The 25,276-nt window shown below is 69.4% G+C and carries 28 protein-coding genes and 1 tRNA gene; 20 read left to right on the top strand and 9 right to left on the bottom strand.

Annotated elements, in window-relative coordinates; translation table 11 throughout:
- The first annotated feature begins 231 nt into the window (after positions 1 to 231).
- The 4 genes from FJV46_RS06915 (at position 232) to FJV46_RS06900 (ending at position 3,109) form a co-directional block, all read left to right on the top strand.
- Positions 232 to 1,026 (top strand): phosphatase PAP2 family protein, encoded by a 795-nt coding sequence (locus FJV46_RS06915; protein WP_087025595.1) that lies wholly within the window; start codon positions 232 to 234, stop codon positions 1,024 to 1,026.
- Entirely contained in the window at positions 1,010 to 1,708 is a 699-nt protein-coding gene (locus tag FJV46_RS06910; protein WP_158250090.1) for a TetR/AcrR family transcriptional regulator, read from the top strand. The genes FJV46_RS06915 and FJV46_RS06910 overlap by 17 nt, the downstream gene beginning before the upstream one ends.
- Before the next feature lie 95 nt (positions 1,709 to 1,803).
- Positions 1,804 to 2,160 (top strand): DUF4870 domain-containing protein, encoded by a 357-nt coding sequence (locus FJV46_RS06905; RefSeq protein ID WP_087025589.1) that lies wholly within the window; start codon positions 1,804 to 1,806, stop codon positions 2,158 to 2,160.
- A 115-nt stretch (positions 2,161 to 2,275) separates the two neighbouring features.
- Complete coding sequence (locus FJV46_RS06900; protein WP_087025586.1) at positions 2,276 to 3,109, top strand: DUF1684 domain-containing protein; 834 nt, start codon at positions 2,276 to 2,278, stop codon at positions 3,107 to 3,109.
- On the opposite strand, the gene FJV46_RS06895 is transcribed toward FJV46_RS06900, so the two are convergent.
- The 3 genes from FJV46_RS06895 to FJV46_RS06885 form a co-directional block, all read right to left on the bottom strand.
- Positions 3,095 to 3,673: a sigma-70 family RNA polymerase sigma factor gene (locus FJV46_RS06895; RefSeq protein WP_087025583.1), complete on the bottom strand. Its 579-nt coding sequence runs from the start codon at positions 3,671 to 3,673 to the stop codon at positions 3,095 to 3,097. The genes FJV46_RS06900 and FJV46_RS06895 overlap by 15 nt on opposite strands.
- 125 nt (positions 3,674 to 3,798) lie before the next feature.
- Positions 3,799 to 4,029, bottom strand: coding sequence for a hypothetical protein (locus FJV46_RS06890; RefSeq protein ID WP_232008512.1), 231 nt, complete (start codon positions 4,027 to 4,029; stop codon positions 3,799 to 3,801).
- 3 nt (positions 4,030 to 4,032) lie between these two features.
- Entirely contained in the window at positions 4,033 to 5,547 is a 1,515-nt protein-coding gene (locus FJV46_RS06885) for a glycosyltransferase family 2 protein (protein ID WP_232008513.1), read from the bottom strand.
- A 189-nt stretch (positions 5,548 to 5,736) separates the two neighbouring features.
- Between FJV46_RS06885 and FJV46_RS06880 the strand changes: the two genes are divergently transcribed.
- Complete coding sequence (locus FJV46_RS06880; protein WP_087025578.1) at positions 5,737 to 6,399, top strand: alpha-ketoglutarate-dependent dioxygenase AlkB family protein; 663 nt, start codon at positions 5,737 to 5,739, stop codon at positions 6,397 to 6,399.
- Positions 6,400 to 6,405: 6 nt separating this feature from the next.
- Here the strand turns inward: FJV46_RS06880 and FJV46_RS06875 are convergent, their stop codons facing one another.
- The 3 genes from FJV46_RS06875 to FJV46_RS06865 form a co-directional block, all read right to left on the bottom strand.
- Positions 6,406 to 6,915, bottom strand: a complete 510-nt coding sequence (locus FJV46_RS06875; RefSeq protein WP_087025577.1) for a mycothiol transferase — start codon at positions 6,913 to 6,915, stop codon at positions 6,406 to 6,408.
- Positions 6,912 to 7,586 carry a GNAT family N-acetyltransferase gene (locus FJV46_RS06870; protein WP_087025575.1) on the bottom strand — a complete coding sequence of 225 codons (675 nt, stop codon included), beginning with the start codon at positions 7,584 to 7,586 and terminating at the stop codon, positions 6,912 to 6,914. Before FJV46_RS06870 ends, FJV46_RS06875 begins: the two co-directional genes overlap by 4 nt.
- A gap of 67 nt (positions 7,587 to 7,653) precedes the next feature.
- The gene (locus FJV46_RS06865) at positions 7,654 to 8,355 is read right to left on the bottom strand and encodes a FadR/GntR family transcriptional regulator (protein WP_087025573.1); all 702 of its coding nucleotides are present in this window, start codon (positions 8,353 to 8,355) and stop codon (positions 7,654 to 7,656) included.
- A 108-nt stretch (positions 8,356 to 8,463) separates the two neighbouring features.
- Between FJV46_RS06865 and FJV46_RS06860 the strand changes: the two genes are divergently transcribed.
- Positions 8,464 to 9,753 carry an alpha-hydroxy acid oxidase gene (locus FJV46_RS06860; RefSeq protein ID WP_087025571.1) on the top strand — a complete coding sequence of 430 codons (1,290 nt, stop codon included), beginning with the start codon at positions 8,464 to 8,466 and terminating at the stop codon, positions 9,751 to 9,753.
- A gap of 10 nt (positions 9,754 to 9,763) precedes the next feature.
- Here FJV46_RS06860 and FJV46_RS06855 read toward each other — a convergent pair whose 3' ends face one another.
- Positions 9,764 to 10,801, bottom strand: coding sequence for an alpha/beta fold hydrolase (locus FJV46_RS06855; RefSeq protein ID WP_232008514.1), 1,038 nt, complete (start codon positions 10,799 to 10,801; stop codon positions 9,764 to 9,766).
- A 106-nt stretch (positions 10,802 to 10,907) separates the two neighbouring features.
- On the opposite strand from FJV46_RS06855, the gene FJV46_RS06850 reads away from it, so the two are divergent.
- The 9 genes from FJV46_RS06850 (at position 10,908) to FJV46_RS06810 (ending at position 17,991) form a co-directional block, all read left to right on the top strand.
- Positions 10,908 to 11,228, top strand: coding sequence for a hypothetical protein (locus FJV46_RS06850; protein ID WP_126130649.1), 321 nt, complete (start codon positions 10,908 to 10,910; stop codon positions 11,226 to 11,228).
- A gap of 127 nt (positions 11,229 to 11,355) precedes the next feature.
- Complete coding sequence (locus tag FJV46_RS06845; RefSeq protein WP_087025566.1) at positions 11,356 to 11,868, top strand: DUF2243 domain-containing protein; 513 nt, start codon at positions 11,356 to 11,358, stop codon at positions 11,866 to 11,868.
- Positions 11,869 to 11,890: 22 nt separating this feature from the next.
- Entirely contained in the window at positions 11,891 to 12,778 is an 888-nt protein-coding gene (locus FJV46_RS06840; RefSeq protein WP_087025563.1) for a cytochrome c oxidase assembly protein, read from the top strand.
- 44 nt (positions 12,779 to 12,822) lie between these two features.
- Positions 12,823 to 13,575 (top strand): hypothetical protein, encoded by a 753-nt coding sequence (locus FJV46_RS06835; protein ID WP_087025561.1) that lies wholly within the window; start codon positions 12,823 to 12,825, stop codon positions 13,573 to 13,575.
- 144 nt (positions 13,576 to 13,719) lie between these two features.
- A complete protein-coding gene (locus FJV46_RS06830) occupies positions 13,720 to 14,163 on the top strand; it encodes a type 2 periplasmic-binding domain-containing protein (protein ID WP_087025558.1) in 444 nt (147 codons plus the stop codon).
- Between the two features lie 74 nt (positions 14,164 to 14,237).
- The gene (locus FJV46_RS06825; RefSeq protein WP_087025555.1) at positions 14,238 to 15,578 is read left to right on the top strand and encodes an alpha-amylase family protein; all 1,341 of its coding nucleotides are present in this window, start codon (positions 14,238 to 14,240) and stop codon (positions 15,576 to 15,578) included.
- 96 nt (positions 15,579 to 15,674) lie between these two features.
- Positions 15,675 to 15,941: a hypothetical protein gene (locus tag FJV46_RS06820; RefSeq protein WP_087025552.1), complete on the top strand. Its 267-nt coding sequence runs from the start codon at positions 15,675 to 15,677 to the stop codon at positions 15,939 to 15,941.
- Positions 15,942 to 16,072: 131 nt separating this feature from the next.
- Positions 16,073 to 17,146, top strand: coding sequence for a DNA adenine methylase (locus FJV46_RS06815; RefSeq protein ID WP_087025549.1), 1,074 nt, complete (start codon positions 16,073 to 16,075; stop codon positions 17,144 to 17,146).
- A 2-nt stretch (positions 17,147 to 17,148) separates the two neighbouring features.
- Entirely contained in the window at positions 17,149 to 17,991 is an 843-nt protein-coding gene (locus FJV46_RS06810) for a hypothetical protein (protein WP_087025547.1), read from the top strand.
- A 145-nt stretch (positions 17,992 to 18,136) separates the two neighbouring features.
- On the opposite strand, the gene FJV46_RS06805 is transcribed toward FJV46_RS06810, so the two are convergent.
- A tRNA-Ala gene (locus tag FJV46_RS06805) sits at positions 18,137 to 18,209 on the bottom strand.
- A 113-nt stretch (positions 18,210 to 18,322) separates the two neighbouring features.
- Between FJV46_RS06805 and FJV46_RS06800 the strand changes: the two genes are divergently transcribed.
- The 4 genes from FJV46_RS06800 to FJV46_RS06790 are packed head-to-tail and all read left to right on the top strand — an operon-like array spanning position 18,323 to position 23,437.
- Positions 18,323 to 19,912, top strand: a complete 1,590-nt coding sequence (locus FJV46_RS06800) for a DHA2 family efflux MFS transporter permease subunit (RefSeq protein WP_087025544.1) — start codon at positions 18,323 to 18,325, stop codon at positions 19,910 to 19,912.
- A gap of 36 nt (positions 19,913 to 19,948) precedes the next feature.
- Positions 19,949 to 21,445: a S10 family peptidase gene (locus tag FJV46_RS06795; protein ID WP_126130650.1), complete on the top strand. Its 1,497-nt coding sequence runs from the start codon at positions 19,949 to 19,951 to the stop codon at positions 21,443 to 21,445.
- 58 nt (positions 21,446 to 21,503) lie between these two features.
- Positions 21,504 to 21,629: a hypothetical protein gene (locus tag FJV46_RS15690; protein WP_256940799.1), complete on the top strand. Its 126-nt coding sequence runs from the start codon at positions 21,504 to 21,506 to the stop codon at positions 21,627 to 21,629.
- Positions 21,630 to 21,664: 35 nt separating this feature from the next.
- Positions 21,665 to 23,437 carry a glycoside hydrolase family 15 protein gene (locus tag FJV46_RS06790; protein ID WP_087025542.1) on the top strand — a complete coding sequence of 591 codons (1,773 nt, stop codon included), beginning with the start codon at positions 21,665 to 21,667 and terminating at the stop codon, positions 23,435 to 23,437.
- A 25-nt stretch (positions 23,438 to 23,462) separates the two neighbouring features.
- On the opposite strand, the gene FJV46_RS06785 is transcribed toward FJV46_RS06790, so the two are convergent.
- On the bottom strand, positions 23,463 to 23,963 hold the full coding sequence (locus FJV46_RS06785; protein ID WP_087025539.1) for a DUF456 domain-containing protein: 501 nt from the start codon (positions 23,961 to 23,963) through the stop codon (positions 23,463 to 23,465).
- Positions 23,964 to 24,120: 157 nt separating this feature from the next.
- Here FJV46_RS06785 and FJV46_RS06780 point away from each other — a divergent pair, with 157 nt between their 5' ends.
- The gene (locus FJV46_RS06780) at positions 24,121 to 25,200 is read left to right on the top strand and encodes a YrzE family protein (RefSeq protein ID WP_087025537.1); all 1,080 of its coding nucleotides are present in this window, start codon (positions 24,121 to 24,123) and stop codon (positions 25,198 to 25,200) included.
- Positions 25,201 to 25,276 lie beyond the last annotated feature (76 nt).

Genomic DNA, 25,276 nt, shown 5'->3' with positions numbered 1-25,276 from the left:
GCATTAGCGTGAGACACGAGGACCTCCTGATCGAAAACCGGAACCTAGACAGCTCCACTCTCGATCGGAGGTCCTCCTCGCGTCCAGAACCTACGACGCGTCCTCACACATCAACCAACGTCCCTGGGCAGTACACCTAGCCCCGCGGGGTGACAGCAGGCGCCAGCGCAAAACGGGGTCCGCAGCGCATCCCGGCTGCCGATCCTGTGGCGCCCGGCATAGAGTCGACAGATGCCAGCACATCAGGACCAGTACGTAGGGCCGCGAGATCTCACCCGATGGCCGTCGCGCATGGGCCGCTTCCTCGTCCGGTGCGTCAGCCCCCTTGCGCGGTGGGTGGGACCCCACTGGGCGCTCCTGCTGCTCATCGCCATCGGCGGAGGCGTGGCTGCACTCCTGACGGCGGCGTCGGCCGAGGTGTACGAGGCGGTCGTCGAATCCGACGGCGTCGCGGCGCTCGACCAGCCCGCGCTCGACCTGGCGGTCTCGCTGCGCGCGGGATGGCTCGACGCCTTCATCACCGGCTACACGAACATCGGCGGGCCCATCGGGATGCCCATCCTGGCCCTCGGCATCATGGTGCTGCTCGCGGTGGGCCGCCGCTCGTGGACCCCCGTGATCCTGATCCCGGCAGCGGCCTTCGGCTCCCTGCTCATGACCGTCGCGGGCAAGGATGCCTTCGGACGCCTGCGCCCCCCGATGGAGCTCGCGGTACCCCCGTACGAGTCGTCGCCGTCCTTCCCCAGCGGTCACTCCCTCAACGCCCTCGTGATCGCCGGGATCGTGGCCTATCTGGTGGTCCTGCGTCCGCACCGCAAACGTATTCGCGCCCTCACCGTGTCGCTTGCCGTGCTGTTCGCCGTGACGATGGGCCTGAGCCGCGTGTTCCTCGGCCACCACTGGCTCACCGATGTCCTCGTCGCCTGGACGCTCGGCATCGCCTGGCTCGCCGTGGTCATCACCGCGCATCGCCTCCTCCTCACCTTCCGGCTGTACCGGTCCGCGGACCATGATGCGCCCACCTGACGCGGCGGACGACGGCGGGCCCCACACACCCCCCGCCGTCGGCCGCCCGCTCCGGCGGGACGCCCTGCGGAACCGGGAGGTGGTTCTCGGAGCCGCACGTCGCATGTTCGCCGAGCATGGCGCGGACTGCAGTTTCGAGGACATCGCCCGCGCGGCGGGTGTGGGCGTCGGGACGGTGTACCGGCGGTTCCCGGACCGCCGGTCCCTGATCGAGGCCATCCTCGAGCAGAGGGTGCCCGACGTCGACCGGATGGCCACCCACGCCCTGGCCCTCGAGGAACCGTGGGCCGCTGCGGAGGCCTTCATCGGCACGGCAGCCCGCATGCAGCTCGAGGACCGCGGCCTGCGGGAACTGCTGCACGACCACGGGTTCGTCTCCGCAGGCCTCGCCGTCCTGAGGGAGCGGCTCACGCCCGCGGCTGACCACCTCGCAGGGCGGCTGAGGGACGACGGCGCATCCCTTCCGGACCTGACCGGAGCGGATCTGCTGGCCCTCGTCCGCATGCTCGCATCCCTCACGCCCGAGCGGGTGGACGCCGCCGATCCGCCTCCGCCCCCTCCCGGCGACAGCCGCGACCCTGCTCCTCCGGCACGGCCGGAACCACCCCCGGAAGGGTTCGACCGGTACCTCCGCCTCATGCTGCACGCACTCCGGGCACACCCCACCCCCTTGCTCCCCTGATCCGACAGCCCGCCTGCCGTGCATCGGCGGGCGGAACGCGGGATGATGGAGGCGGAGCAGTCCCGGAACAGCCGCACTACAGCAGGAGCGTCCCCGTGTCCCACGAGCCCTATCCCAGTGAACAGCCCTACCAGCCGTCCTATCAGCAGCCGTCCTATCAGCAGCTGTACCAGCAGCCGTACCAGCCGTCCTACCAGGCGATGGAGGGCGAGAAGGCGGCGCAGCTGTCCCTGATCCTCGGGCTGGTCGGGTTCTTCGTGGCGGGGTTCGTGCTGGGCCCTCTCGCGATCTGGCAGGCCAGCAAGGCGGAGCGGCTCGGAGTCCAGGCGACGGCAGGAAAGGTGCTCGGGTGGATCGTCACCATCCTCAACGTCCTGGCGGTGCTCGGTGTCATCCTGTTCTTCGGTCTGATCATCGCGGGCTTCGGGGCGACAGCCGGGTACAACAGCTGATCCACGGGCCGCGGAGCCGGCCGACCCCGCGGTCCGATCCCGGGAATGCCCGGCATGAGCCCCGGGTTCCATCGACGCAGGACCCTTCAACTCCCGTCGGCCCGGAAGGCACACCATGGACAGCACGACCACGCCGGAGGACCACTGGCAGCGTTTCCGCGCTGCGCGGGATTCGTCGCTCGCCGACGACCACGGGTGGCTCAGCCTCACCTCCTTCCAGTGGCTGCCGGCCGAGACCGCGGCCCTGGACCTGGTCCCGGGCCTCTGGTCCGCCGACTCGCACGCGGCCACCATCACGGCCCGCGCGGCGGACAGCCTCACCGACCTGACGAGCGCCCTCCCCGTGGACGGAGCCATCGATGCCGTCCTGGACGACGAGGAGTCGCTTTCCTGGGTCGCCTACGGAGGTGAGGACAGACACCGTGTGGTGGTCGAACTCGCGCGGCGGTCCGGGCGCTACGCCGTCCGGACGAGGGATTCCGGCGCACCGACGCTCGCCGCCTTCACGGGCGTCCCGACGTTCCCGTACCGGAGGGACCTGGTGGTGGAGGGTCGCGTCGAGGAATTCCCGGAACCCCGCGACGAGCGGATCCGGACCGCCCATCCGGAGGTGTCCGGCGTCCACCGGTCCGTCGGGGAGGTCACGTTCCGGCTGCCCGGTGCGCCACAGGAGTGGAGACTCCGAGCCGCCCGCGAGGAGTCCGGCGGGCTCGGCCTGACATTCCACGACGGGACCAACGGTTCGACGACGGCGGAGTGGCGGAAGGTGACCACCTCCCGCCCGGGACCGGACGGCGTCGTGCTCATCGATTTCAACCGCGCCGTCAACTATCCCAGCGCCTTCACACCGTTCGGCACCTGCCCGGCCCCCGTCGCCGGCAACGTGGTCACCGCGCCGGTGGAGGCGGGCGAGAAACGACCGCAGGGCGAGCACTCAGACGCCGGGTGACAGGTCCGACCGCAGCCGGATGATCCCCTCACGGATGCGGCTCCTCACCGTCCCTGCCGCAGCATCGAGGCGCCGTGCGGTCTCCTCGTAGGTCAGTCCCCCGAAGTAGGCGAGGTCGATCGCTTCCCGCTGCAGGGGCGTGAGCGTCCCCAGGGACCCGGAGAGTCGGCGCGGCTCGTCGTGGTCGAGGACGTCCTCGGGCACGGCATCGTATCCGTCGACGCTGCCGGCGGGCGCCCATGGTGCGGAGCGGTCCACCGGGGAGACGTCGGAGCGGGTGCGGTCGATGGCCCTCCGACGGGCGAGGGTGAGGATCCAGGTCGTCGCGCTGCCCCTGCCCCGATCGAAGGATGCCGCCTGTGACCAGACGTCGAGGAAGACCTCCTGGGTCACCTCCTCGGACAGCGCCCGGCCGACGACGATCCGCTGGACCAGCCCGTGGACGCGGCCGACGGCGCCCCGGTACACCTCGGCGAAGGCATCGGCATCGCCGCCCGCAACGCGTTCGAGAGCGGCCGCCAGATCATCGCGCGGTGTGTGGCCGAGCTCCGGAGCATCCGCCATGGCGCTAGCCGCCCGGCTGCGGGGTGGTGGACGGACAATGGCTGCCGGTCATCAGAGTCTCCTCGGTATATTGCTAATCTTCCTAGCAATATACCCTTCTAACTACTTCGCGCCCAGCAGGGCGTTCACCCCTCGGCGTCGGGGTAGATGCTGCGCGTCTCCGTGCGTCGGTTCCGGTTGGTGAACCAGTCCGTCGGGTAGATCTTCGGGAGGATGGCGGAGAGCGCCAGGGAGGCGTAGATCACCGTGTTGATCGCCACGAACGCTGCGAGGACGGCGAACAACCCGCTGTGGAGCACGGACTCCGGCAGCAGGATGCCGGTGGGGACGGTGAGCACGGACGCTGCGGTGATCATGGGTCAGGCCTCCTGGGTAGAGAGGGAGCCGGCAGGAGCGGCATGGGCCAGGTGCTTCCAGGCGGCCTGGCGACCGAAGGAGATGTCGATGATGCCCTTGACGTAGACGGCGTTCAGGAACATGTCGAAGAACAGTTCGGGGAACAGCAGGGCCGCTAGCAGGCGGGCCCGCCAGCCTCCCTTCCAGACCGCGACGACCCGTTCGATGGTGAACAGGAAGCCGATGCCCAGCCAGAACGGGAACCAGATCCACGCTTCGAGGGCCAGGAGCGTGGTGACGATCAGGCCCAGGTAGGCGCTCAGCGCGATCACGCCGTACCCGATCCCGAGCTGCTGCGCCCAGTAGCGGATGGTGGACGGCGTGACGCCATAGGCCCCGATGTTTTCCAGGGCGCCGCGCTGCCAGCGCAGCCGCTGGTTCCACAGTGTGCGCCACGAGGGCATCAGCTCCGTGACCACGGTGCAGTCCTGCGGGGAGATCATGAGCCCGCCGAGCGACTTGATCGCGATGGTGAGTTCGTTGTCCTCCGTCAGCGCGGCCGTGTCGTACACGTCACCGGACGTCCCGGGCAGGGACCACCCGCGACTCTCCGCGATGGTGCGCAACGCGACGGGGCGGAAGAGCGATGCCGTCCCCGTGAGGACGAAGACACGACCGCGACGGCGTCGCATCTGGCGCGCGTACCGGATGTACTCGTTGCGCTGGAACTGCCCGATCAGGCCGTGCCCCTCCTCTCCGTAGAAGAGACCTCCCACCGCCACGAGCGCGCGGTCGGCGGTGAAGCGCACCACGGCCGCGGCGAGGAACCCGTCATCGAGCTGGGTGTCGGCGTCCATGACCATGACGACGTCGTTCTCGCCCTGCTGGGGAAGAACCTGCGCGAGGGCCTGGTTCAGCGCTCCCGCCTTCTTCTTCGTGTTGCCCACGGACTCGATCACCTCCACGCCCGCCTGCAGGGCCAGCCGGACGGTCGCGTCCGTGCAGTTGTCGGCGACCACGATGATGCGCTCGGGCCGGTGGGACTGGCTCTTGAGGGATGCGATGGTCTGCGGGAGCGAGGCTTCCTCGTTGTGCGCGGGGATCAGCACCGTGACCGTGACCTCACCGGCGAAGACGCCGCGGTTGGCGCCCATGACGACTTTCGGTGCGAGGGGCCGGTCGGTGGGATCCATGGACCGGCGGGATGTCGTGGAGATGCGCCGCTCGACGATTGCGAGGCCCGCGGCCGCGAGCAGTGCGAGGGCGATGGCGGTGAGGATGACGGGCAGGGCCGGGGCGTCCGCGTTGTAGAGGACGCGCCAGACGCCGATCACGACGTCGTTCGAATCCGCGACGGTGGTGTCCGGACCATTGACCGCCACCGCCAGCCACAGAAGGCCCGCTGCCGCGATCACGATCGCCGCGATGACGAGTCCGACGATCCGGTCCAGCCGCCCGCGCGTCTCGTAGGCCCCCTGTGGCCGACCGTCCGTCCCGTCCTCGTACCGGCCCTCCGGGGCCATTGGTGTCATCGTCATGCCTGCGTCATTCCTCTCGAGACCTGGAGCGGTGACGCGCTCGCCGTTCGCGGCGCACACCGTGCCGCCCGAACCCTCCGGGCGCTACCGCGTCAAGTCTCACTGCACATCCTCGGCGCAGTCCGGGGCTAAGGCCGAAGAAAATGTCAACGTAGGGCGTAGTTCCCCGGGACACCGCACAATGAGGGAATGATCCCGGGTACCGATGCGCTGCTCCCCCGCCCCCGCCGCGAGGTGGCTGCGGGGGCGGTGCACGTTCCGGACTGGCTCGGTGAACACCGCCAGCGCGAACTGGTGGAGCTGTGCCGCACGTGGGCAACAGGACCGGCGCTCATGCGATCCGTGACCATGCCCAACGGCGGCGTCATGTCCGTGAGGAGCGTCAGTCTGGGCTGGCACTGGCTGCCCTACCGGTACAGCCGGACGGCCGACGACGCCGGAGGCGCCGCGGTCGCGCCGTTCCCGGACGGGCTCCGCGCGCTGGGCCGCGAAGCGGTGGCCGCGGCGTACGGTCCCGACGAGGGCGATCGGTACGAACCGGACGCGGCCCTCGTCAACTACTACGATGCTGACGCCAGGATGGGCATGCACCAGGACCGGGAGGAGCGCATCAACGCACCCGTCGTGTCACTCAGCCTGGGCACCGCCTGCGTCTTCCGTTTCGGGAACACGGAGAACCGCAATCGACCGTGGCAGGACATCGAGCTCGTCTCGGGCGATCTCTTCGTGTTCGGCGGTCCGTCGCGCTTCGCCTACCACGGGGTCCTCCGGACGCTTCCGGGCACCGCCCCCGAGGGCATCGGCTTCGAGGGCCGGCTCAACATCACGCTGCGCCGGACCGGGCTCGGCTGATCCCCGTCAGGTCCCGGTCAGGATCCCCCGGGCATACGCTGCCTGTCCGGCGTGCTGCACGGCGTCGTCGATCACACTCACCAACCTGACCAGCAGGGTGACGGGTGGGTCCCACTGCTCGTCGACAACCCGCTCGAGGTCGGCGTCACCCAGCTGACCCACGAGGCGTTCGACCACCTGATGCACGGCGTCGAAATACTCGAGCAGCTGCTGCGCCGAATCGACCTGCACGGCATCCACCTGCGCGGAGGAGTGGCCGAACCCGGTGTCCTCCCGGGGGAGATCGAGTCCCCACCGCTCGGCGAAACCGTCCGCCGACCAGACCTCGTCGCGGTCGAACGCGTCCGCGAGGTGGCTGTCCTCCACGCGCGTCAGGTGCCATACCAGCCATGCGACCGAGTTCGCGGAACCACCCGGCCGCTCCGACAGCTGACGGGCGTCCAACCCCTCGACGGCGGAGCGCACCAGGTCGGGCAGGCGACTCAGAGCCTCACCGAGCACCTCCGCGGACGTCACCGGCTGTCCTGCTTCCCGGCGCGCGACTCCATGAGCTGCGTGAAACGACGGCGCTGCCGCGTCGGGAGGAGGGCCAGGTATCGCGGGTGGGCAGCCAGGAAGTCCTGAGCCTCCGGGCAATACGGCATGACGGCGAGTCGTCGGCGGTGGGCGTTCAGCAGGACCGCCTGCATCAGGTGCAGCTCCAGGCCCATCCGGCGGAACTTCGGATCGATCACCGCGTGGAGCAGGAGCACCTGGCCACCCCGCAGGTCGTACTGCACGTAGCCCGCCATCACGCCGTTCCGGAAAAGTTCGAAGCGGGAGAACAGTGCGTTGTCGCGGAAGGTGTCCCGGAACGTCTCGCGGACGGACTCCGGGGCGCCCCTGTGCTCGGCCTCGGCCTCACGGTGCTCGAGTTCGCCGACGATCGCGTGGTACTGCTCACGCGACTCCGCGCCCGGGTAGGCCGTGTCCAGCCGCTGGTAGACCCGATTGCACAGGAGCCTCAGGTCTCGCGTCGAGACGGCTGCCAGATCCGGCGGGACGTCAGGCTCCGGACTCGGGGCGGGTGCCAGGAGGTGGCGGGATCGGGGGCCCCGGGAGCGTTCCGGCACGGCCTGGAGTGCGCTGGGATGATCGAGAATCTGGTGCAGGTTTTCCATGGTCAGCTCCACGTCCGGTGGGTCCACGGCCTTCTGCTCGACCAGTAGGAGCAGTCTAGGTGACCTGCGTCATATTGGAAAGCTCAGCAGGCTGTCAACCGGCATCCGGGCGGTCGTCGATTCCCGCCTCCAGGTAGAAGCCTTCGATATGATCCCGCACCAGCCCGGCCGCCCGCGCCCCCTCGCCCGCGACGACGGCGGCCAGGATGGCGCGGTGCTCGCGGCGCAGCCGGCCCGATGTGACGTCCCAGGCAGGCAGGCGCGTGGTGAGGCGCTGTGTGTAGCCGGCGATCGACCCCCGGAGCGAGCCCATCATGGCCCCCACGAGGACGTTCCCCGCGGCTTCCGCGAGGGCCACATGGAACAGGGCATCACGCTCCAGGAAGGCCGCCGGGGCGTCGTCGTGCCCGTCCATCTCATCGAGCAGGACCGCGGCGCGGTCGAGTGCTGGCGAGTCCTTCGACGCATGCTCCGCCGCCCACACCTCCAGCAGGAGTCGCGTCTCCACGATGTCCCTGACGGGAAGGTGGGCGCTCGCGACATGCAGCCGCAGCGCCGAGTCCAGTGCGAGCGCGGGATTGCCCGTGACGATGGTCCCCGACTGCGGTCCGGAGCCGACGCCGGCGCGGACGACGCCGAGGGCTTCGAGCACACGCGTCCCCTCCCGCACCGAGGCCCTGCTGATGCCGAGCTGCTCCGCCATGGTGCGCTCGCCCGGCAGCCGGGAGCCGATCATCAGCCGACCCGCTGCGAGCTCATGCTCGAGCCATGCCGAGACGGTCTGGTGAGTACGCATGGGTCCACCCTATCTTGTGTGGTAGGACCACACGACGTAGGATCTGTGGTCAGGCCTCAGACAGCCCTGCGGCCACCGCCTTCCCGAGCACCGAGCAAAGGCCCCTCCATGAACCTCCCCGCCAGTTCATCCGTCCCGCCGGCCCTCCGGCGCCGTGTCCCGAAGGTCGCCGACCTCGCGCCCCTCATGCAGTTCAAGAGGCCGGAGTTCAGTGCCGCCTCGCGCCTGAGGCGGGCCAATACCGTCTGGGATCTCCGCGACATGGCCAAGCGCCGGACGCCGACCGCACCCTTCGACTACACCGACGGCGCGGCCGAGGCCGAGATCTCCCTCGGACGGGCACGGGAGGCCTTCCTCGACCTCGAGTTCCGCCCGGGGATCCTGCGGGACGTCCGGACCGTCAGCACCGCCACCCCGATCCTCGGCCGGACGTCGGCGCTGCCCTTCGGTATCGCGCCCACGGGTTTCACCCGCATGATGCAGTCGGAGGGCGAGTACGCCGGATCACAGGCCGCCGAGGCCGCAGGGATCCCCTACACGCTGTCCACCATGGGGACCGCCTCCATCGAGGACGTCGCCGAGGCTGCGCCGAACGGCCGCAACTGGTTTCAGCTGTACCTGTGGACGGACCGCGAGCGCTCCATGGAACTGATCGCCCGCGCAGCCGCGGCCGGCAACGACACACTCATGGTCACCGTGGACACAGCGGTTGCCGGGGCCCGCCTCCGGGATGTCCGCAACGGCATGACCATCCCGCCGGCTCTGACACTGAAGACCGTTCTCGACGCCTCCTACCGGCCGGCGTGGTGGTTCAACTTCCTCACCCACGAACCGCTTTCCTTCGCTTCGCTCTCGCGCTACTCGGGTACGGTCGCCGACCTCATCAACTCGATGTTCGACCCCACGCTCACCTACGAGGACCTCGACTGGCTGCGCAGCGTCTGGAAGGGCAACCTCGTGGTCAAGGGCATCCAGACCCTCGACGACGCCAAGCAGGCCGTGGACCACGGAGCGGACGGCATCATCCTCTCCAACCACGGCGGCCGTCAGCTCGACCGCGCCCCGATCCCCCTGCACCTCCTGCCGCGCGTCGCCGCCGAGCTCAAGGGCAAGACGGCCATCATCCTCGATACGGGGATCATGAGTGGCGGCGACATCGTGGCGGCGATGGCCCTCGGTGCGGACTTCACGCTGATCGGACGTGCCTATCTCTACGGGCTGATGGCAGGAGGGCGCAAGGGTGTCGACCGCACCATCGAGATCCTCGGCACGGAGACGGCCCGCACCATGCAGTTGCTCGGCGTCAACCGCATCGAGGACCTCACACCCGACCACGTGCGGCTCCTCGGTGACGCGACGGCGGACGTGGACCTTCCGGAGGCGGCGATGACGCGCTGAGCCGGACGGCCTAGTCGCGCCCCCTGGAACGGGCTTCGGCCTGCTGCTCGCGGCCGCGTTCCACGAGGTGGTCGTCGTCCGTCCGGTTGCCCTTCAGCTCGATGGCGACCCCCTCCACCTCGTCCGCGACGGCGCGGAGCGCATCGACCGGATCGAGGGACGCCTCCTGGCGCGGCAGCTCCGGGACCACCGTGAGGGGTCCGCCTCGTGCAGCGTCCCGGTCCGCGCGAGGACCCCGCCCGGCCGCCCCGTCCTCTCCGATCGGTCGTTCCCCGAGCTCGCCGGAGGCGTGCCGCACGCACAGATCCGCGACCTCGCGGGCGTGGGCATGCATCACCGAGTGTGCAGCCCCTTCGATCTCGACGACGTCGGCCGCGTGCGGGAACGCCCCCGCCAGACGCGTTGCCCACGGACGCGGGCAGACGGCGTCGTGCCCGCCGCGGATGATCAGCGTGGAGGCCCCCACACCCCGGGCGGTCAGCTCGATCGGGTAGGACATCATGCGCGGCAGGATCTTGAAGAACCACCCGAAGCCGCACGTCAGGTAGGCGACGACGGCGAGGAGCTTGACGCGGAACGGCTCGTGCAGGCTTGCCCGGAGGAACCGCCCGGCCTGGACCGGGGTGGAGCGCGCCGCCGCGTCGATCACGGGGCTGATGAGGACGAGGGTGGAGATCTGCGGCCGTGACGCCGCGAGATCGGTGCAGATCTGCGTTCCCATCGAATGCCCGACGACGATGGGATCGTCGAGGCCGAGCTCATCGATCGCCGTCCCGACGAGGTCGGCGAACTGACCGATCGAGAGGGCGCGGAGGGCGTGCGGGACTCCGCCGAAACCCGGCAGGTCGAGCGCGTAGACCGGGCCGAACTGCAGCAGATGGGGAGCGAGCTGCTCGAAGTAGTGCGAGGACACGCCTATGCCGGAGACCAGCACGAACGCGCGCTTCCCGGGCTCTCCGGTCGATGAGACGCGGGCCCACACGCCGTCACCTTCGACCCTCTGTACGCGAATGTCCGGGCGCTGCATCGACCCACCAGTTTCAGCCACATCCCATTCTCGTATCGGACGCCTCGAAAGCCTCAATCGCGGTCTAGGATTCATCCAGTGATCCTGCCTGGGGCGGGATCCGAAACATAAGTCTGGGGAGACGAATATGAAGCGTGGGCGGGTGCGATATCCGTTGCGTTACAGGCGCGCGCGAACACTGCTGTTCGCCATCGGCCTGTTCTGGTCGTGGCTGTGGCTCGGCAGCGCAGCCTCGATGGAAGGTCTCTACCACTCGCCGGTGCATGCCGCGCTCGCGGTGTACGCACTGGCCGTGGCGGTGCTGGTGTCCATCCCGTCCGCACTGCTCGGCGTCATCACGATGATCCTGACCCACCCCCGCCGATCCGCCGTCGTGGTCGCCCTGCCGCTGATGCGACCGCGCCCGGTAGAGCGGCCCCACTGGTGGTACGGCGAGAAGGCTTCCTGAGGAGCGCCTCCGCGCCCGCGTCAAGGGATCAGTGACGCAGGCCGGGCAGTGGACCCGCGCTCCGGCCGCTGGCAGGCTGGCCGCGTCGGTCCACCTCATGGTCGACCCGGCCGCCCGAGAAACGACAATGACAGCGAGGGACATCATCGCTTCGTCCACGCCACCCTCCGCCGCCTCCCGCCAGGGCGAGGAGACGCCCCTCCATCGCCGCAACATCCTGGTCGGCTTCCTGTTCGGCTGCGGCATCGTCGCCTTCCTGGACGAGGCCGTCTTCCACCAGCTCCTGCACTGGCACCACTTCTACGACCGCTCCACCGGCGCTGCGGGGCTCGTGTCCGACGGCCTGTTCCACGCCTTCAGCTGGTTCGCGACCGTCGCTTCGCTGTTCCTCTTCGCCGACCTCCGCCGGCGTCGTGCCGTGCGGACCCGCTGGTGGGTGGGAGGGATCCTGGTGGGCATCGGGACCTTCCAACTGTTCGACGGCGTGGTGCACCACAAGGTGCTGGGCCTGCACGAGATCCGGTACGGCGTGGACCTGCTCCCCTACGACCTGGTGTGGAACGGCGCCGCCCTCGCCTTCCTCCTGGCAGGGCTCGTCGTCCTGCGGGGCGCCCTTCACGACCACCAGCGCAACCGCTGATCCGCCCGGGCAGACGTACACCATGTCCCTCACAGCCCGGATCCCGGAGGCCGTTCCGTACGCGCTGCAGCACCACCCTCCCGGTGCCGCCGGTCCCTCGCCGGGCACCGCGGGGGACGTCGCAGCGCAGATCGCTGTCGTGCTCCTCTGGCTCGCCGTCGCCGTCGCCTACCTCGTCGCGGGCCGCGTGGCGGTACTCCGCGGACGGACAGCGTGGCCCGTCCGCCGAACGGTGTCCTGGCTCGGGGGCGCGGGCTTCGGCCTGGTCGTGACCACGGGGCCGGTCGCGACGGCGGCCGCGGCCAGTCTCACCGTGCATACCGCCGTCCATCTCGTCCTCGGCATGCTCGTCCCGCTCCTGCTCGTCCTCGGCGCCCCCGTGACACTCTTCCTGCGTGCCGTACCGGCCCGCGTGGGACGGGGCTACAGCCGGGCCGCCCGCGCCCGCCCGCTGCAGGCCCTCGCCCACCCGCTGACGGGCCTGCTGCTCACATCGGTCCCCCTGGCGGTCCTCTACTGGGACGGAACCATGCTTCCCCTGCTGCACCACCCAGTGCTGGGACCGCTGATCCACGTGCACTTCGTCGCAGCAGGCACCCTGTTCGCGTACGCCGTCGTCGGCAGGGATCCCCACCCGCGCCGTGCGTCGCCGACGCTCCGCGGTGCAGCCGTCGTCGCCTCCATCGCGGTGCACGGCATCGTGTCGAAACACCTGTACTCCACGGCGGGCGTCCAGGCGGCCCGGGCCGACGTGGAGCAGGCAGCCCAGCTGATGTACTACGGCGGGGACGCCCTGCACGTCCTGCTGCTCGTGGCGTTCTGCGCCGGGATCTACCGGCGCACCGGGCGGAACCCGGGCATACCCACCGGCCGTGCAAGGCTGGGAGGCCTGCCCGGCCGGGTTGTGTAGCCTTGCCGGAGCGGGCCCGGCCCGGCAGCGACCGAAGGATGACCATGCCCCGTTCCACCCCGTTCACGGGCCTCGCCCTCGCCACCCTCCTCGTGCTGACGGGATGCGCGTCAGCGGAGCCGGGCGAGGAATCGACGCCGGCAGCCGGCCAGCCGACGGCGGCCGCATCGGCGAGCACCGGGGCCGAACCCGACGAAACGGGTTCCTACTCCTCCGACGAGCTGGCGACCGTTGTCGGAGGGATCACCGAGGCCGACGGCTCACCCCTGCAGCTGATCCCCACGGAGCAGATCAGGCAGAGCATGGACCAGGCACGCCAGTTCCTCGACGCGGTGACGGTCTCTCCCGCGGAGTGCTCCGTCTTCGTGTCCAACAGCCTGGACGCGCCGGAGGGGGCAGGGATCGCCACGGGCGTCTCCAGCTCCGACGGGGATGCAATCCAGACCATCGTCTCCGCGGCCTCCTCGCCGGACATCGGGTCGTCGTCGGACGGCGGGAGTGCAAGCGCCGAGGCCCTCGGGGCATGCTCGTCCTTCACCGTCGAAGCCCAGGGCGTGGCGATCGAGCAGACCGTCGAGCCCCTCGAGGCCGCTACGGATGCGGACACGACGGTCGGGACGACGACCGTCCAGACGTCCGCCGATGGCGGGCGTCAGCAGACCATGACCATCGTGGGCACGCGGGGGGATCTCGCCGTCACGGCTGTCAGGACGGCGAAGGACGCCCTGGCCGACGACACGCAGGACGAACTCGAGGACCTCATCGACGCGGCCCTCGCTGCGGCCCGCCGCGACTGACAGGAATGCAGCAGGCGCGCCCGGCAGCAGCCCCGGAGGCCGGCCGAATCGTGAATGGACAGCACCCGCTCGGGACACATATAACTAGTTAGGCGAACTAGTTGACAGTATGGTTCGCATTCCTGCTCGAAAGACGAGGGAGCCATGACACAGGCCATCAGTTCCACCATCGGACCCATCGACGCCACCGGCACAGGGGACACCGCCATGGGCGCCCCCCTCCACTGCGGAGACCCGATGACGCTCCGCGAGACCTCCTACCGCGGTTCCTCCTACGGCATGATCGCGCAGCAGAGCACGGACGACGTCGAACTCGTCTGGGCCTGCGCCTGCGGTTTCCAGCTGGCCCACGAGGATCCCGCGGACCGTGGGCTCTCCCCCACACTCCGTCGGCTGGCCACCGCGGCCGCCGACGTCGAGTCCGCCCGCTGGCACCTGGACCAGGCCACCGCAGACCTCGAAGCCGCGGTACTGGACGCCGCCCGCTCCGGCGCCGCCATCGTGGACATCGCCGAGGCGGCCCAGGTGGAGCCCGGCGACATCCGACAGCTCGCCTCGGACGGAGCCCGGTTCGATCAGGCGGGGTGACCGGCGTCCCGCGTAGGCTGGCAGGATCACCCGCGGCCCCTGGGTGGCTCGACGACCCGAGGAAAGAAGATCCCGTGAACCCTCCCGACTGGTCCCGGCACGCCATCTGGTGGCAGGTCTATCCGCTGGGGTTCGTGGGCGCCGAGCAGGCGGTCACGGACCAGCCGTCCGCCGCGCACAGGCTGCTCGATCTCGTTCCCTGGCTCGACTACGTGATCGGGCTCGGGGCCTCCGGGTTGGCCCTCGGCCCCGTCTTCCGCTCCGAGACCCACGGGTACGACACCACCGACTACTTCGGCGTCGACCCGCGGCTCGGCACCCTCGAGGATTTCGACACCCTCGTGGCCGAGGCCCACCGGCGCGGTCTGCGCATCCTCCTCGACGGTGTGTTCAACCACGTGGGGAGATCCTTCGCCCCCTTCCAGGACGTCCTCCGGACCGGCCCGGCGTCGGTCTCGGCGCCCTGGTTCGACCTCGAGTGGCCGGAGGACGTCCTGGAAGGGGATGAGCCGACCTATCGTGATTTCGAGGGACACCACCACCTCGTCGCCCTGAACCACGGTGAGCCGGAGGTCGCCGACTTCGTCGTGGAGGTCATGCAGTACTGGCTGGAGCGCGGTGCCGATGGCTGGCGTCTCGATGCCGCCTACGCGGTCCCCTCAGCCTTCTGGGCTGACGTCACCGCTCGCGTGCGCGCCTCCCACCCGGACGCCTACTTCGTCGGCGAGTACATCCACGGGGACTACGCCGCCGAGGTGGGAGCAGGGGGGCTCGATTCCGCGACCCAGTACGAACTGTGGAAGGCGGTGTGGAGTTCCCTCAACGACGCCAACTTCTTCGAGCTCGCCGCCGCGCTCGAACGCCACAACGCCCTCCTGGCCTCGTTCGCTCCCCTGACCTTCGTGGGGAACCACGACGTCACCCGCATCGCGAGCAAGCTGCAGGATCCCGCCCTGGTGGCGCACGCCGTCGTCCTGCTGCTCACGCTGGGCGGCACACCGTCCATCTATTACGGCGACGAGCAGGGGTACCGCGGCGTCAAGGAGGACAGGGTGGGAGGCGACGACGACGTCCGGCCGATCTTCCCGGCCTCACCCGCTGACCTCTCCCCCGTCGGGGCGCCGCTCCTCGCGCTGCACCAGGACCTGATCGGGGTCCGCCGGCGGCACTCCTGGCTGCACCGGGCCACCACCGAGGTGGTGCATCTGACCAACGAGGTGCTCGTGTACCGGGTGACGGCCGCTCCCTCCGACACCACCCCCGAGGGGCCGGACCACCTGCTGGTGGCCCTCAACGTCTCCGCCCAGGAGCAGGCGGTCGACGCCGCTGGTGAGGGCACCATCCTCGCGGGCCAGGCCGGGCTCGGCGACGGACGCGTGGTGCTGCCGCCGCAGGCCTGGGCCGTCCTCGCCTGACACCCGAGCCCGAGTCGCCTGCAGCTGGATCGTGCGGGTGGTGCGGGATACCGGCGCGAGGGGATAATGGGAGCACGAACCACGGGAAGGGAATCGATGAGCCCTGACGATACGCGCGAGGACCTGGAGCCGGTCGACTTCACGCCCTGGCCCAAGCCGGTCCCGGCCCATCTGCTCGCCGGCGTCAAGAAAGTGCTGCTCGTGGCCACGATCCTGGTCGGCGTCCACCAGCTCCTCCCCACCACGAGCCTGGGCTCCTCGCTCAGCAGTACCTTCACTCTTCTGGTCGTCCTGTCCTGGCTGGCACCCCTCACCCGCGTCCTCGCGGCCCGCCCGTGGGCACGGAAAGCGCCGGAGGAGTAGTTCACACCGACGGTGGCCTGCCGTTCGCCTCTGCTCGCGGCTCATCCCGTCAGGGCGAACGGCGTCCCGCTCCCTGTCGTCGCGTGGCCGGGCACGGAGTGTCGTCAGCGACTACTAGACTCGGGGGCACCATGACCGGGACTGCACTGACGACCGAGATCGAGGCCGCGCTGTCCCAGGCGGCCCGCTTCCCGCGCCTCCGCTACATGGGGAGCAAGTACAAGCTGGCACCCCAGCTGGCCGCGGTCTTCGCGGATCTGGGGACCGGCGGGACGTTCCTCGACGCCTTCTCCGGCTCGGGCTTCGTCGGGTATCTCGCGAAGGCGCTCGGCTATCAGGTCACGAGCAACGACTACATGAACTACGGGCGGGTCATCGCGTCCGCCGCGATCGCCAGTGACGGGCACTGCCTCCCGGACGAGCTGATCGCCCGCATCGCGGGACCGGCGCGTGATGACCGGGACTTCGTCCAGACGACCTTCGACGGCGTGTTCTTCGACCGTGCGGACCGTGCGTTCATCGACTCCGCCTGGTCCCACATCGAGTACCTGGACGGTTTCGACCGGGACCTCGCCCTGGCAGCGCTCATCCTCTCGGCCGCCCGCAAACAGCCGCGCGGGGTCTTCACCATCTCCGGGGACCTGAGCCGGTACGACGACGGCCGGAGGGACCTCCGGATCCCCCTCCAGCAGCACTTCATCGAGCACGCGCTCCGCTGGAACCAGACCTCGATACGCTCGGGGCGGGAGCATCTGGCCCTGCAGGGTGACGCGATGACCCTGGACCGCACCGAATACGACGTCGTCTACCTCGACCCGCCCTACGCCCCGCCGAGCGACGACGCGGACTACACCAAGCGGTACCACTTCCTCGAGGGCCTCTCCGACTACTGGAGCGGGGGGCTGGGCGAGATCATGCAGAACACCAAGACCAAGAAGATTCCCAAGCGGCACTCCCTCTTCGCCAACAAGCGCACCGCCGAGGTGGCCCTGCGGACCATGTTCGAGAAGTTCGCCGGCTCGTCCGCCCTCGTGGTGAGCTACAGCTCCAATTCCGTTCCGGGCGCCGACTGGATGCTGCGCGAACTGGGTGCCGTGAAGCCCAGGGTCGACGTCGTCGAGGTGCCGCACACCTACCACTTCGGCACCCACGGCCTGGCGACCAGGCGTCAGGCCACCGAGTACATCTTCGTCGCGAGGGACTGAGCGTGCGAGCACTACCGACCTTCCAGGACTATGTCTCCTTCCTCGGGCCGATCGTCCCTCCCGCGGACCTCCTCTCCGATTCCGACGAGGCGGACGAGATGCGTACCCTCGCCATCGAACTCGCGGTGCTGGAGCCCGTCACGGTGGAATCGCTGGCTGCCTGGATCGGCGGCAGGCCGTCGGCGGTCCGGGTGCTCGGGCTGTCCGTCGGTCTCTCGAAAGAACGCCTGACGAACATCCTCAAACACTCCTTCGACACCGGCGGCTTCGGACGGCTGGCCCGGGAACGTCCGGCCGACGTCGTCGCCCTCCTCGACGAGCAGCACGGCCTGGTCGGCGTGGTGCAGGCGCAGCGCTCCGCGACCTTCGGATTCGGTGACATCCTCGTGGCCCGTGCGGGAACACGGGGGACGGCGTCGCGCGCCGGCCAGGCGGGCCGGGTGCTCGAGGACCGGCTGGAAGCGGTCGCCCGCGATCTGGGCCTCCGCTACTCGACGCGCGGCCGTTTCCGTGGACGGGCCGGCGGCACCGCACCCTACGATCTCGGGATCCTCGACGAGCACGGCGAGGTGGTCATCGCGGTGGCGGCCAAGGGCTTCGACTCGACCGGCAGCAAACTGACCGACGCCGTCCGGGAGATCGAGCAGATGGCGACGGTGCGGAAGCCCACGCAGTTCGTGTTCGCGGCCGTCGACGGCATCGGGTGGAAGCTGCGGAAGAACGACCTGCGGAGAATCCACGCCCTGTGGGCGGACGGGCAGATCGACGGGGTGTTCTCCGTGGCGACGCTGCACGACTTCCGGCTGGCCCTCGAGGACGCGGCACGGCGCCTCGATCTGGTGTGACCTCGCGCACCGCCGGGTCTGCACCGTCGGTCCGCATCGTTGGTCCGCGCGCCGTCGGTCCGCGGGTGCGACGCGGCGATCACCGCTCAGCTCCAACGACGAAGCGAGGCCCCCGGAACAGGAGCCTCGCCTCATGCGTGCGTCGTGGAGCTTGGGGGAATCGAACCCCCGACCTTTTCATTGCGAACGAAACGCTCTACCAACTGAGCTAAAGCCCCGGATACCTCGACGAACACCATCACTGTACCGAAGAGGACCGCTTGATCCCAAAGCGCCGTCCGCACCCTGAGCGGCAGCAGTTCTGTCAGCCTGCGGGCGTAGTCTTCTCTCCATGCCCAGCAATGCTCCGCAGGAAGCCCCTGCCCCCCTCCGGAACGACGACGTCAGGCCCTGGCCGGCCCTGTGGTCCCTCGTCATCGGGTTCTTCATGATCCTGGTCGACTCGACGATCGTCTCCGTGGCCACCCCGGCCATCATGGCGGGGCTGGACGCCGGGATCGACAGTGTCATCTGGGTGACCAGCGCCTACCTGCTCGCCTACGCGGTCCCCCTGCTCGTGACGGGCCGGCTCGGCGACCGGTTCGGGCCCAAGCGCATCTATCTGGTGGGGCTCGTGGTCTTCACCCTCTCGAGTGCCTGGTGCGGACTCTCGGGTACCGTCGAGGCGCTCATCGTCGCCCGCGTGCTCCAGGGGCTGGGTGCCGCGCTCATGACCCCCCAGACCATGTCCGTCATCACACGGATCTTCCCGCCCGAGCGGCGCGGGGCGGCCATGGGCCTCTGGGGCTCCGTCGCTGGTATCGCAACACTCGTGGGGCCCGTGCTCGGTGGCGTCCTGGTGGACTCGGCCGGCTGGGAGTGGATCTTCTTCATCAACGTGCCCGTCGGGGTCGTCGGCTTCATCCTCGCCGCCCGTCTCGTACCCACGCTCCCCACGACCTCCCACCGGTTCGACATGCTGGGTGTCTTCCTCAGCGCGGCCGGCCTGTTCTGCCTCGTCTTCGGCATCCAGGAGGGCGAGAGCTACGAGTGGGGAACCATCGCAGGGCCCATCTCGGTGTGGTCCCTCATCATCACCGGCATCGTCCTGCTCGTGGCCTTCGTGGTGTGGCAGCGGATCAACCGCGGCGAGCCCCTCGTCCCCCTCCGGCTGTTCGGCGACCGCAACTTCTCGCTCGCCAACACGTCCATCACGGCCATGGGTTTCTCCATCACCACCATGACCCTGCCCCTCATGCTCTACGCCCAGACCGTCCGCGGCCTCTCCCCCACGCAGGCAGCCCTCCTGCTGACCCCGATGGCCGTCATCTCCGGCGTCCTCGCCCCCTTCGTGGGGAAGTACGTCCAGCGCAGCAACCCCAAGTACATCGCGATCGCGGGTTTCGCGGGCATGTCGGGCGCGCTGTTCTGGCTGGGGTCCATCCTCACCACGGACGTTCCGATCTGGCAGCTCCTCCTCCCCATCTCCCTGCTGGGACTCTCGAGCGCCGGCATCTGGGCACCTGTCTCGCTGACGGCGACGCGGAACCTCGCGCCGTCGCTGGCAGGAGCGGGCTCCGGCGTCTATAACACCACTCGTCAGATGGGCGCCGTCCTCGGCAGCGCCGCCATCGCCGCGATCATGCAATCGCGCCTCATGGCGAACCTCGACGGCGGCGGCATGAGTGCCACACCGGGCACCTCCCTGCCGGACGAGGCGAAGGTGGGCTACGCGCTGTCCATGGGCCAGTCGCTCTATCTCCCTGCGACCGTCGTCATCATCGGCTTCGGTGCGGCCCTCTTCTTCGCCAAGCCGCAGCAGAACCGGGTCTGGGAGGGCGATGCCGGCGCCGTCGGCACACCGGACTCCGGAACGACCTCCCCGGAATCCGCGGCGCAGCAGGAATTCGGCCGGCGGGAAGCAACACCGGCCGACACCTGAGCCGTTGCCTCTGGGAACTACCGGTAGTCTTCTGCCATGGCTGATGAGACGCAGGACACACCAGGAACCCCGGCGATCGACGGGCAGCAGGCTCCCGCCGCCGAAACGAAGGACGTCACGGACGACTTCGCCGTCCGGGACCACACCTCCCCGTCCGGCCTGAAGTACACGACCACCACGGGTCGGCTCGTCCTGCGACGCGAGGAGACCAAGGACGGGAAGGCCGACGGCTTCAAGCCGAAGGCGGAGATCTTCATCGTCGCGTACGCCAAACAGGACGCCGAGCCCGGCCGCCCGGTCACGTTCGCCTTCAACGGCGGGCCCGGTTCGGCGTCGGTATGGCTGCACCTCGGCCTGCTGGGGCCCCGACTCGTCGACGCCGGGGACGTCGGCTCCATGACCCCGGCGCCCTTCGGCCTGATCGACAATCCCGACAGCCTGCTCGAGTCGAGCGATCTCGTGATGATCGATCCGGTGAACACCGGTTTCTCGCGTGTGGTCGAGGGCGAGAAGGCCGACGAGTTCCATGCCTTCATCCAGGACCGGGACCTGGTGGCGGAGGTCATCCGCCTGTGGACCACCCGCAACAACCGCTGGCTGTCCCCCAAGTATCTTGTGGGCGAGTCCTACGGCACCCTGCGTGCCGTCGCCGTCGCGGGCAGGCTCTTCGATGCGTACGGCATGGCCGTCAACGGGCTGGGACTCATCTCCACCGTGCTCAACATGTCCACCCTGCGCTTCTTCCCCGGGAGCGATCTCCCCTATGCGCTGCACCTGCCCACCTACGCGGCCATCGCGCACTACCATGGCCGGTACGGCGACCGTCCGCTCGCCGATGTGGTCCGGGAGGCGGAGGACTACGCGGCGCGGGACTTCGGCTACGTGCTCACGCAGGGGACCCGCCTGACCTCCGAGGAGTACGAGGAGGCCGTGACGCGGCTCCATCAGCTCACCGCACTGGACCCGGGCTTCATCCGCCGCACCAACTTCCGTTGGGCCTATCACGAGTTCGCGGCAGAGATCCTCCGGTCCGAGGGACTTGCGGTGGGCCGGATCGACGGGCGCTTCACCGCGAAACCCGCCAATCTGCAGGCCTCGGACTCCTTCGACGACCCGAGCATCCGTGCCATCACGGGACCCTACTCCGCGGCCATGAACCACTACGTACGGGCCGAGCTCGGGTACGAGAACGATCTCCCCTACGAGATCCTGACGGCACGCGTGCACCCCTGGAGCTATCGCACGTTCGAAGGCGCACCCGTGGACGTCTCCGGCGTCCTCGAGCGACTCCTCATCCACAATCCGGATCTCAGGGTGCACGTGGACTACGGCTATCACGACGGCGCCACGCCCCACTTCGCAGCGGAGTACGTCTGGGCGCACATGAACCTCGACGATGCCGCCCGTGCCCGCTTCACGCATCACTACCACGAGGCCGGCCACATGATGTACCTCAACCCCACAGCACGCGACGCCCAGCTGCGAGCGCTGCGAACCTTCGTCACCCCGGATCGGAGCGCCGCCGAACAGTAAGTAGGATGATGGTTATCGTCGGCGGCCCCCGCCGCTCCCCGACCCGAAGGAACCCGTCATGCTGCTGAGAAGACTTCTCTGGATGCTCGTGCCCGTCATCGTCTCGCGCGTGCTGAACAGGCGCCGTGGTGGCGAGGCGCCCCGCGCCAACAAGACCCGCTACAACGGCAAGCACGGCAGGTAGCCGTCCGGCGCCACACCGGCCACGGAAAGGACTCGATCATCGCACTCCGTGACGAGGCCGGATTCGTCGATCTGCGTTCGTACGCAGCCATCGGCGACGGCCGGACGGTCGCTCTCGTGGCACTCGACGGGTCCATCGACTGGTACCCCACACCGGACCTTGACTCGACCCCGTCCTTCGCCCGCCTGCTCGATCCCGACGAGGGTTTCATCGCACTGGCACCTACCGCCGAGTACTCGGTCGAGCGCCGGTACGCGGACGGCTCGAATGTCCTGGAAACCACCTACACCACGGCAACGGGCTCGGTCCGGATCACCGATTCGCTGAACACCGGCGTGGCCGGACGGCTGCCCTGGGGTGAGTTGGCCCGGCGCATCGACGGTCTCACCGGCACGGTGGACATGGCGTGGTCGGTGGCTCCCGGCTCCTGCTTCGGCACCGCATCACCATGGCTCGACGGCGGCACGGACGGTCCGGTCCTCCGGGTCGACGCCGTCGGCCTCGGTATCCGGGGGATCGACCACGGCCTGAAGGTATCGACCGGGCGGAGTGTGGAGGGAGCCTTCACCACCTCGGAAGGGTCCCGCCACCTCGTGGCGGTCGTCTCGACGCATGACGAACCCCTTCCCCTCCCGGACCCGCAGACCATCGACGACGGCGTGGACAGGACCATCACCAACTGGCAGGCCTGGTCCGACGACTTCGCCTACGACGGCGAGTACCGTCACGCCGTCCTGCGCAGCGCCCTGACACTGAAGCTGCTGCTGCACAGCCCATCCGGGTCGATCGCCGCCGCCGCGACCACATCGCTGCCCGAGAGCGCCATGGGTGGCAAGAACTGGGACTACCGCTACGCCTGGGTGCGGGACACCGCCTACACACTGCACGCACTCACGCGCGTGGGTCTCCGGGAGGAGGTGCACGCCGCGGTGTCGTGGTTGCTGAAGAACCTCCGGGCCCAGCGCTCGGATCTCGAGGTGTTCACCCGGCTGAACGGTGACATCCCGGACGCCACGCGCCGTCCGGACCTCACCGGGTGGCGGAACATCGGTCCGGTGGTCGACGGCAATCCGGCCGCGGGGCAGCTGCAACTCGGCGTTTTCGGGGATGTCTTCGACATCGTCTGGCAGTACGTGCAGGCCGGCCACGTGCTGGACCCCTCCACCACGCGGCAACTCGCCGATCTCGCCGACCTGACCTGCGACATCTGGCATCGGCGTGACGCCGGGATGTGGGAGCTGCCCGAGGAGCGCCACTACGTCAGCTCGAAGCTCGGTTGCTGGAACGCCCTGCGGTGCGCCGTCCTGCTCTCGGAGCGCGGACAGCTGCAGGGCCCGGTGGAACGCTGGGCCGCCGAGCGCGACCGCATCCGCGACTGGGTGGAGGAGCACGGCTGGTCGGAGGAACGGCAGAGCTATGTCTGGTACCCGGGCTCCACGGAGCTCGACGCCTCGATCCTGCTCCACGCCATGAGCGGCTTCGACACCGGCCCCCGCATGTCCGCGACGATCGACGCCCTGAGGGAGGAGCTCGGTGCAGGCCCGCTGCTCTACCGCTACAGCGGCATGCAGGAGGAGGAAGCCACCTTCGTGGCCTGCGCCTACTGGGCGGTGTCCGCGCTCGTCGCCGTCGGACGCCGGGACGAGGCGGTGGATCTCATGGAGGAGCTCCTGCCGCTCGCGAACGACGTCGGCATCATGTCCGAGATGGTGGACCCGTCGGACGATTCCTTCATGGGCAATCTGCCGCAGGGGCTCAGCCACCTCGCGCTGATCGTCGCCGCACTGTCCCTCTCGGGGAAGGCCTGAGGCCCGGCACACCGGGGGCGCGCGCTCAGACGGTCGCGAAGTAGACCCAGACCCCGATCACCCAGGTGGTACCGGCCAGGCAGGCGAGCGCCAGCTCGGCGAGAATCCCGAGGCCCGTGGCCTTCAGTGCGTGGAGGCTCGAGGTGAGCGCCGCGCGGGCATCGCGCTGGCGGGCCAACTCGCTGGCGAAGAGTCCGACGACGAAACCGACGACGAGCCCCACCACCGGGATGACGAACATCCCGACGATGCCGAGTACCACGCCGATGGTGACGGACCGCCCGGGGATCCTGCGCTGCCGGAGGCTTCTGCCGGTGAGCACCAGGCCCGCAGCGAGCCCCGCTCCGGCAAGGACGGTACCGATTGCGAAGACCACCCACCCCTCGACGCTGGCGACCGTGAGCGCCCAGGCGAGCAAGGCCACGATGATGAGGATGCTCCCCGGGAGGATCGGCACCACCACCCCTGCGATACCGACTGCGATGAGCGCACCGCACACCACCGTCATGATGACCTCGAGATCCATGCCCCAAGTCTTGCATCCATCGACACGGCGCGGTCCGGCGACGCGGCGCGGTCCCACGACGCGGCGGCCCGCGGGGCTCCGACGCCGTGTCGTGGAATACTGGGGGCAATACTAAGCCACCTTAGCGAGCCTGCGGGCCCTGAGATCAGGAGGACCAGTGAGTACACCAGCAGCGGGCAACCGCCCGAACGAGGAATCAGGCAACGGGACGGACGGCGTCCGCCGCGACGATGCGACGGGCGACACTTACGGGCGCGCAGGTGCCTCCGATCATCCGACCGAGGCGATGGACACGAGATCCTCCGGATCGGGTGCATCCAGCACCGGCGGCGGGGAGTACGTGCCCGGCGGGTACTCGGCGGAGGACGACGACGGCGGGGACTATGTGCCGGGGATGTATTCGGACAGCCCGCGTGAGGACGACGCCCGCACGACGGCGCTGCCCACGCCCGACCGGGACCGGACCCAGCCCACGCCCGTGCCGGCACCCCTCAGTGACGCGGCGGAGCACAATGAGCCGCGCACACGGGAGCACGCCACCGTGGCACCCGTCACGGCCACGAAGTCGCAGGCGACGGGCCGTGCAGGCGAGGAACGCGACCACCCCCTCCCCCGGGCAGCCGGCGGAACGGCAGGTGCCGTAGGGTCCGGCGTCCCGAGTCTGGCGGACCGCAAGCTCCTGCACCAGCGGGAGAAGGAGCACTTCGGCGGCATGAAGTTCGGCTCGGCCTTCTTCGGCTGGCTGACGGCCACGGGACTGTTCGTGCTGCTCTCCGCTCTGGTCGGCGCCGTGGCCGCGATCCTGGGCCTGGGAGCTGATCTCTCGTCGGAGGATCTGACCAGCGGCTCGGCGAGCGCGCAGTCCACCGGCATCACCGCGGCCGTCATCCTCGGCGTCGTCCTGCTCCTCTCGTACTACGCCGGCGGCTATGTGGCCGGTCGCATGGCGCGCTTCAGCGGGATCAAGCAGGGAGTGGCCGTCTGGCTGTGGGCCGTGATCGTCGCGGTGGTCCTCACCGTCATCGGCTTCATCGTAGGCAACCAGGCCGCCGTGACCGATCGCTTCCAGGACCTCGGCGTCACCCCGACGCAGGATCTGACGGGGCCCGGCCTCATCGGCCTTCTCGTGGTTGCCGGTATCGCCCTCATCGGCGCGATCCTCGGAGGGCTCGCGGGCATGCGCTACCACCGCCGCATCGACCGCGCCGACTTCGATGCCCTCGAGGACGCCGCGTAGGCCTCGCCGGTCCGCAACGGTTCTCCACCTGTTCCGCACCACAGAACAGCCCCGGACTCCATGGAGCCCGGGGCTG

The organism is Arthrobacter agilis (assembly GCF_006494655.1).
Lineage (GTDB): Bacteria > Actinomycetota > Actinomycetes > Actinomycetales > Micrococcaceae > Arthrobacter_D > Arthrobacter_D agilis.
This window is presented reverse-complemented; position numbering and strand designations above follow the sequence as displayed.

What these genes read in the sequence shown, in the direction of transcription:
- FJV46_RS06800 (WP_087025544.1), top strand. Translation starts at nt 18,323, where the DNA reads ATGCCCAGCAATGCTCCGCAGGAAGCCCCTGCCCCCCTCCGGAACGAC.
- FJV46_RS06865 (WP_087025573.1), bottom strand. Translation starts at nt 8,355, where the DNA reads ATGCGTACTCACCAGACCGTCTCGGCATGGCTCGAGCATGAGCTCGCA.
- FJV46_RS06860 (WP_087025571.1), top strand. Translation starts at nt 8,464, where the DNA reads ATGAACCTCCCCGCCAGTTCATCCGTCCCGCCGGCCCTCCGGCGCCGT.
- FJV46_RS06915 (WP_087025595.1), top strand. Translation starts at nt 232, where the DNA reads ATGCCAGCACATCAGGACCAGTACGTAGGGCCGCGAGATCTCACCCGA.
- FJV46_RS06785 (WP_087025539.1), bottom strand. Translation starts at nt 23,963, where the DNA reads ATGGATCTCGAGGTCATCATGACGGTGGTGTGCGGTGCGCTCATCGCA.
- FJV46_RS06910 (WP_158250090.1), top strand. Translation starts at nt 1,010, where the DNA reads ATGATGCGCCCACCTGACGCGGCGGACGACGGCGGGCCCCACACACCC.
- FJV46_RS06795 (WP_126130650.1), top strand. Translation starts at nt 19,949, where the DNA reads ATGGCTGATGAGACGCAGGACACACCAGGAACCCCGGCGATCGACGGG.
- FJV46_RS06885 (WP_232008513.1), bottom strand. Translation starts at nt 5,547, where the DNA reads ATGACGATGACACCAATGGCCCCGGAGGGCCGGTACGAGGACGGGACG.
- FJV46_RS06900 (WP_087025586.1), top strand. Translation starts at nt 2,276, where the DNA reads ATGGACAGCACGACCACGCCGGAGGACCACTGGCAGCGTTTCCGCGCT.
- FJV46_RS06890 (WP_232008512.1), bottom strand. Translation starts at nt 4,029, where the DNA reads ATGATCACCGCAGCGTCCGTGCTCACCGTCCCCACCGGCATCCTGCTG.
- FJV46_RS15690 (WP_256940799.1), top strand. Translation starts at nt 21,504, where the DNA reads ATGCTGCTGAGAAGACTTCTCTGGATGCTCGTGCCCGTCATCGTCTCG.
- FJV46_RS06850 (WP_126130649.1), top strand. Translation starts at nt 10,908, where the DNA reads ATGAAGCGTGGGCGGGTGCGATATCCGTTGCGTTACAGGCGCGCGCGA.
- FJV46_RS06845 (WP_087025566.1), top strand. Translation starts at nt 11,356, where the DNA reads ATGACAGCGAGGGACATCATCGCTTCGTCCACGCCACCCTCCGCCGCC.
- FJV46_RS06815 (WP_087025549.1), top strand. Translation starts at nt 16,073, where the DNA reads ATGACCGGGACTGCACTGACGACCGAGATCGAGGCCGCGCTGTCCCAG.
- FJV46_RS06895 (WP_087025583.1), bottom strand. Translation starts at nt 3,673, where the DNA reads ATGGCGGATGCTCCGGAGCTCGGCCACACACCGCGCGATGATCTGGCG.
- FJV46_RS06830 (WP_087025558.1), top strand. Translation starts at nt 13,720, where the DNA reads ATGACACAGGCCATCAGTTCCACCATCGGACCCATCGACGCCACCGGC.
- FJV46_RS06820 (WP_087025552.1), top strand. Translation starts at nt 15,675, where the DNA reads ATGAGCCCTGACGATACGCGCGAGGACCTGGAGCCGGTCGACTTCACG.
- FJV46_RS06835 (WP_087025561.1), top strand. Translation starts at nt 12,823, where the DNA reads ATGCCCCGTTCCACCCCGTTCACGGGCCTCGCCCTCGCCACCCTCCTC.
- FJV46_RS06880 (WP_087025578.1), top strand. Translation starts at nt 5,737, where the DNA reads ATGATCCCGGGTACCGATGCGCTGCTCCCCCGCCCCCGCCGCGAGGTG.
- FJV46_RS06840 (WP_087025563.1), top strand. Translation starts at nt 11,891, where the DNA reads ATGTCCCTCACAGCCCGGATCCCGGAGGCCGTTCCGTACGCGCTGCAG.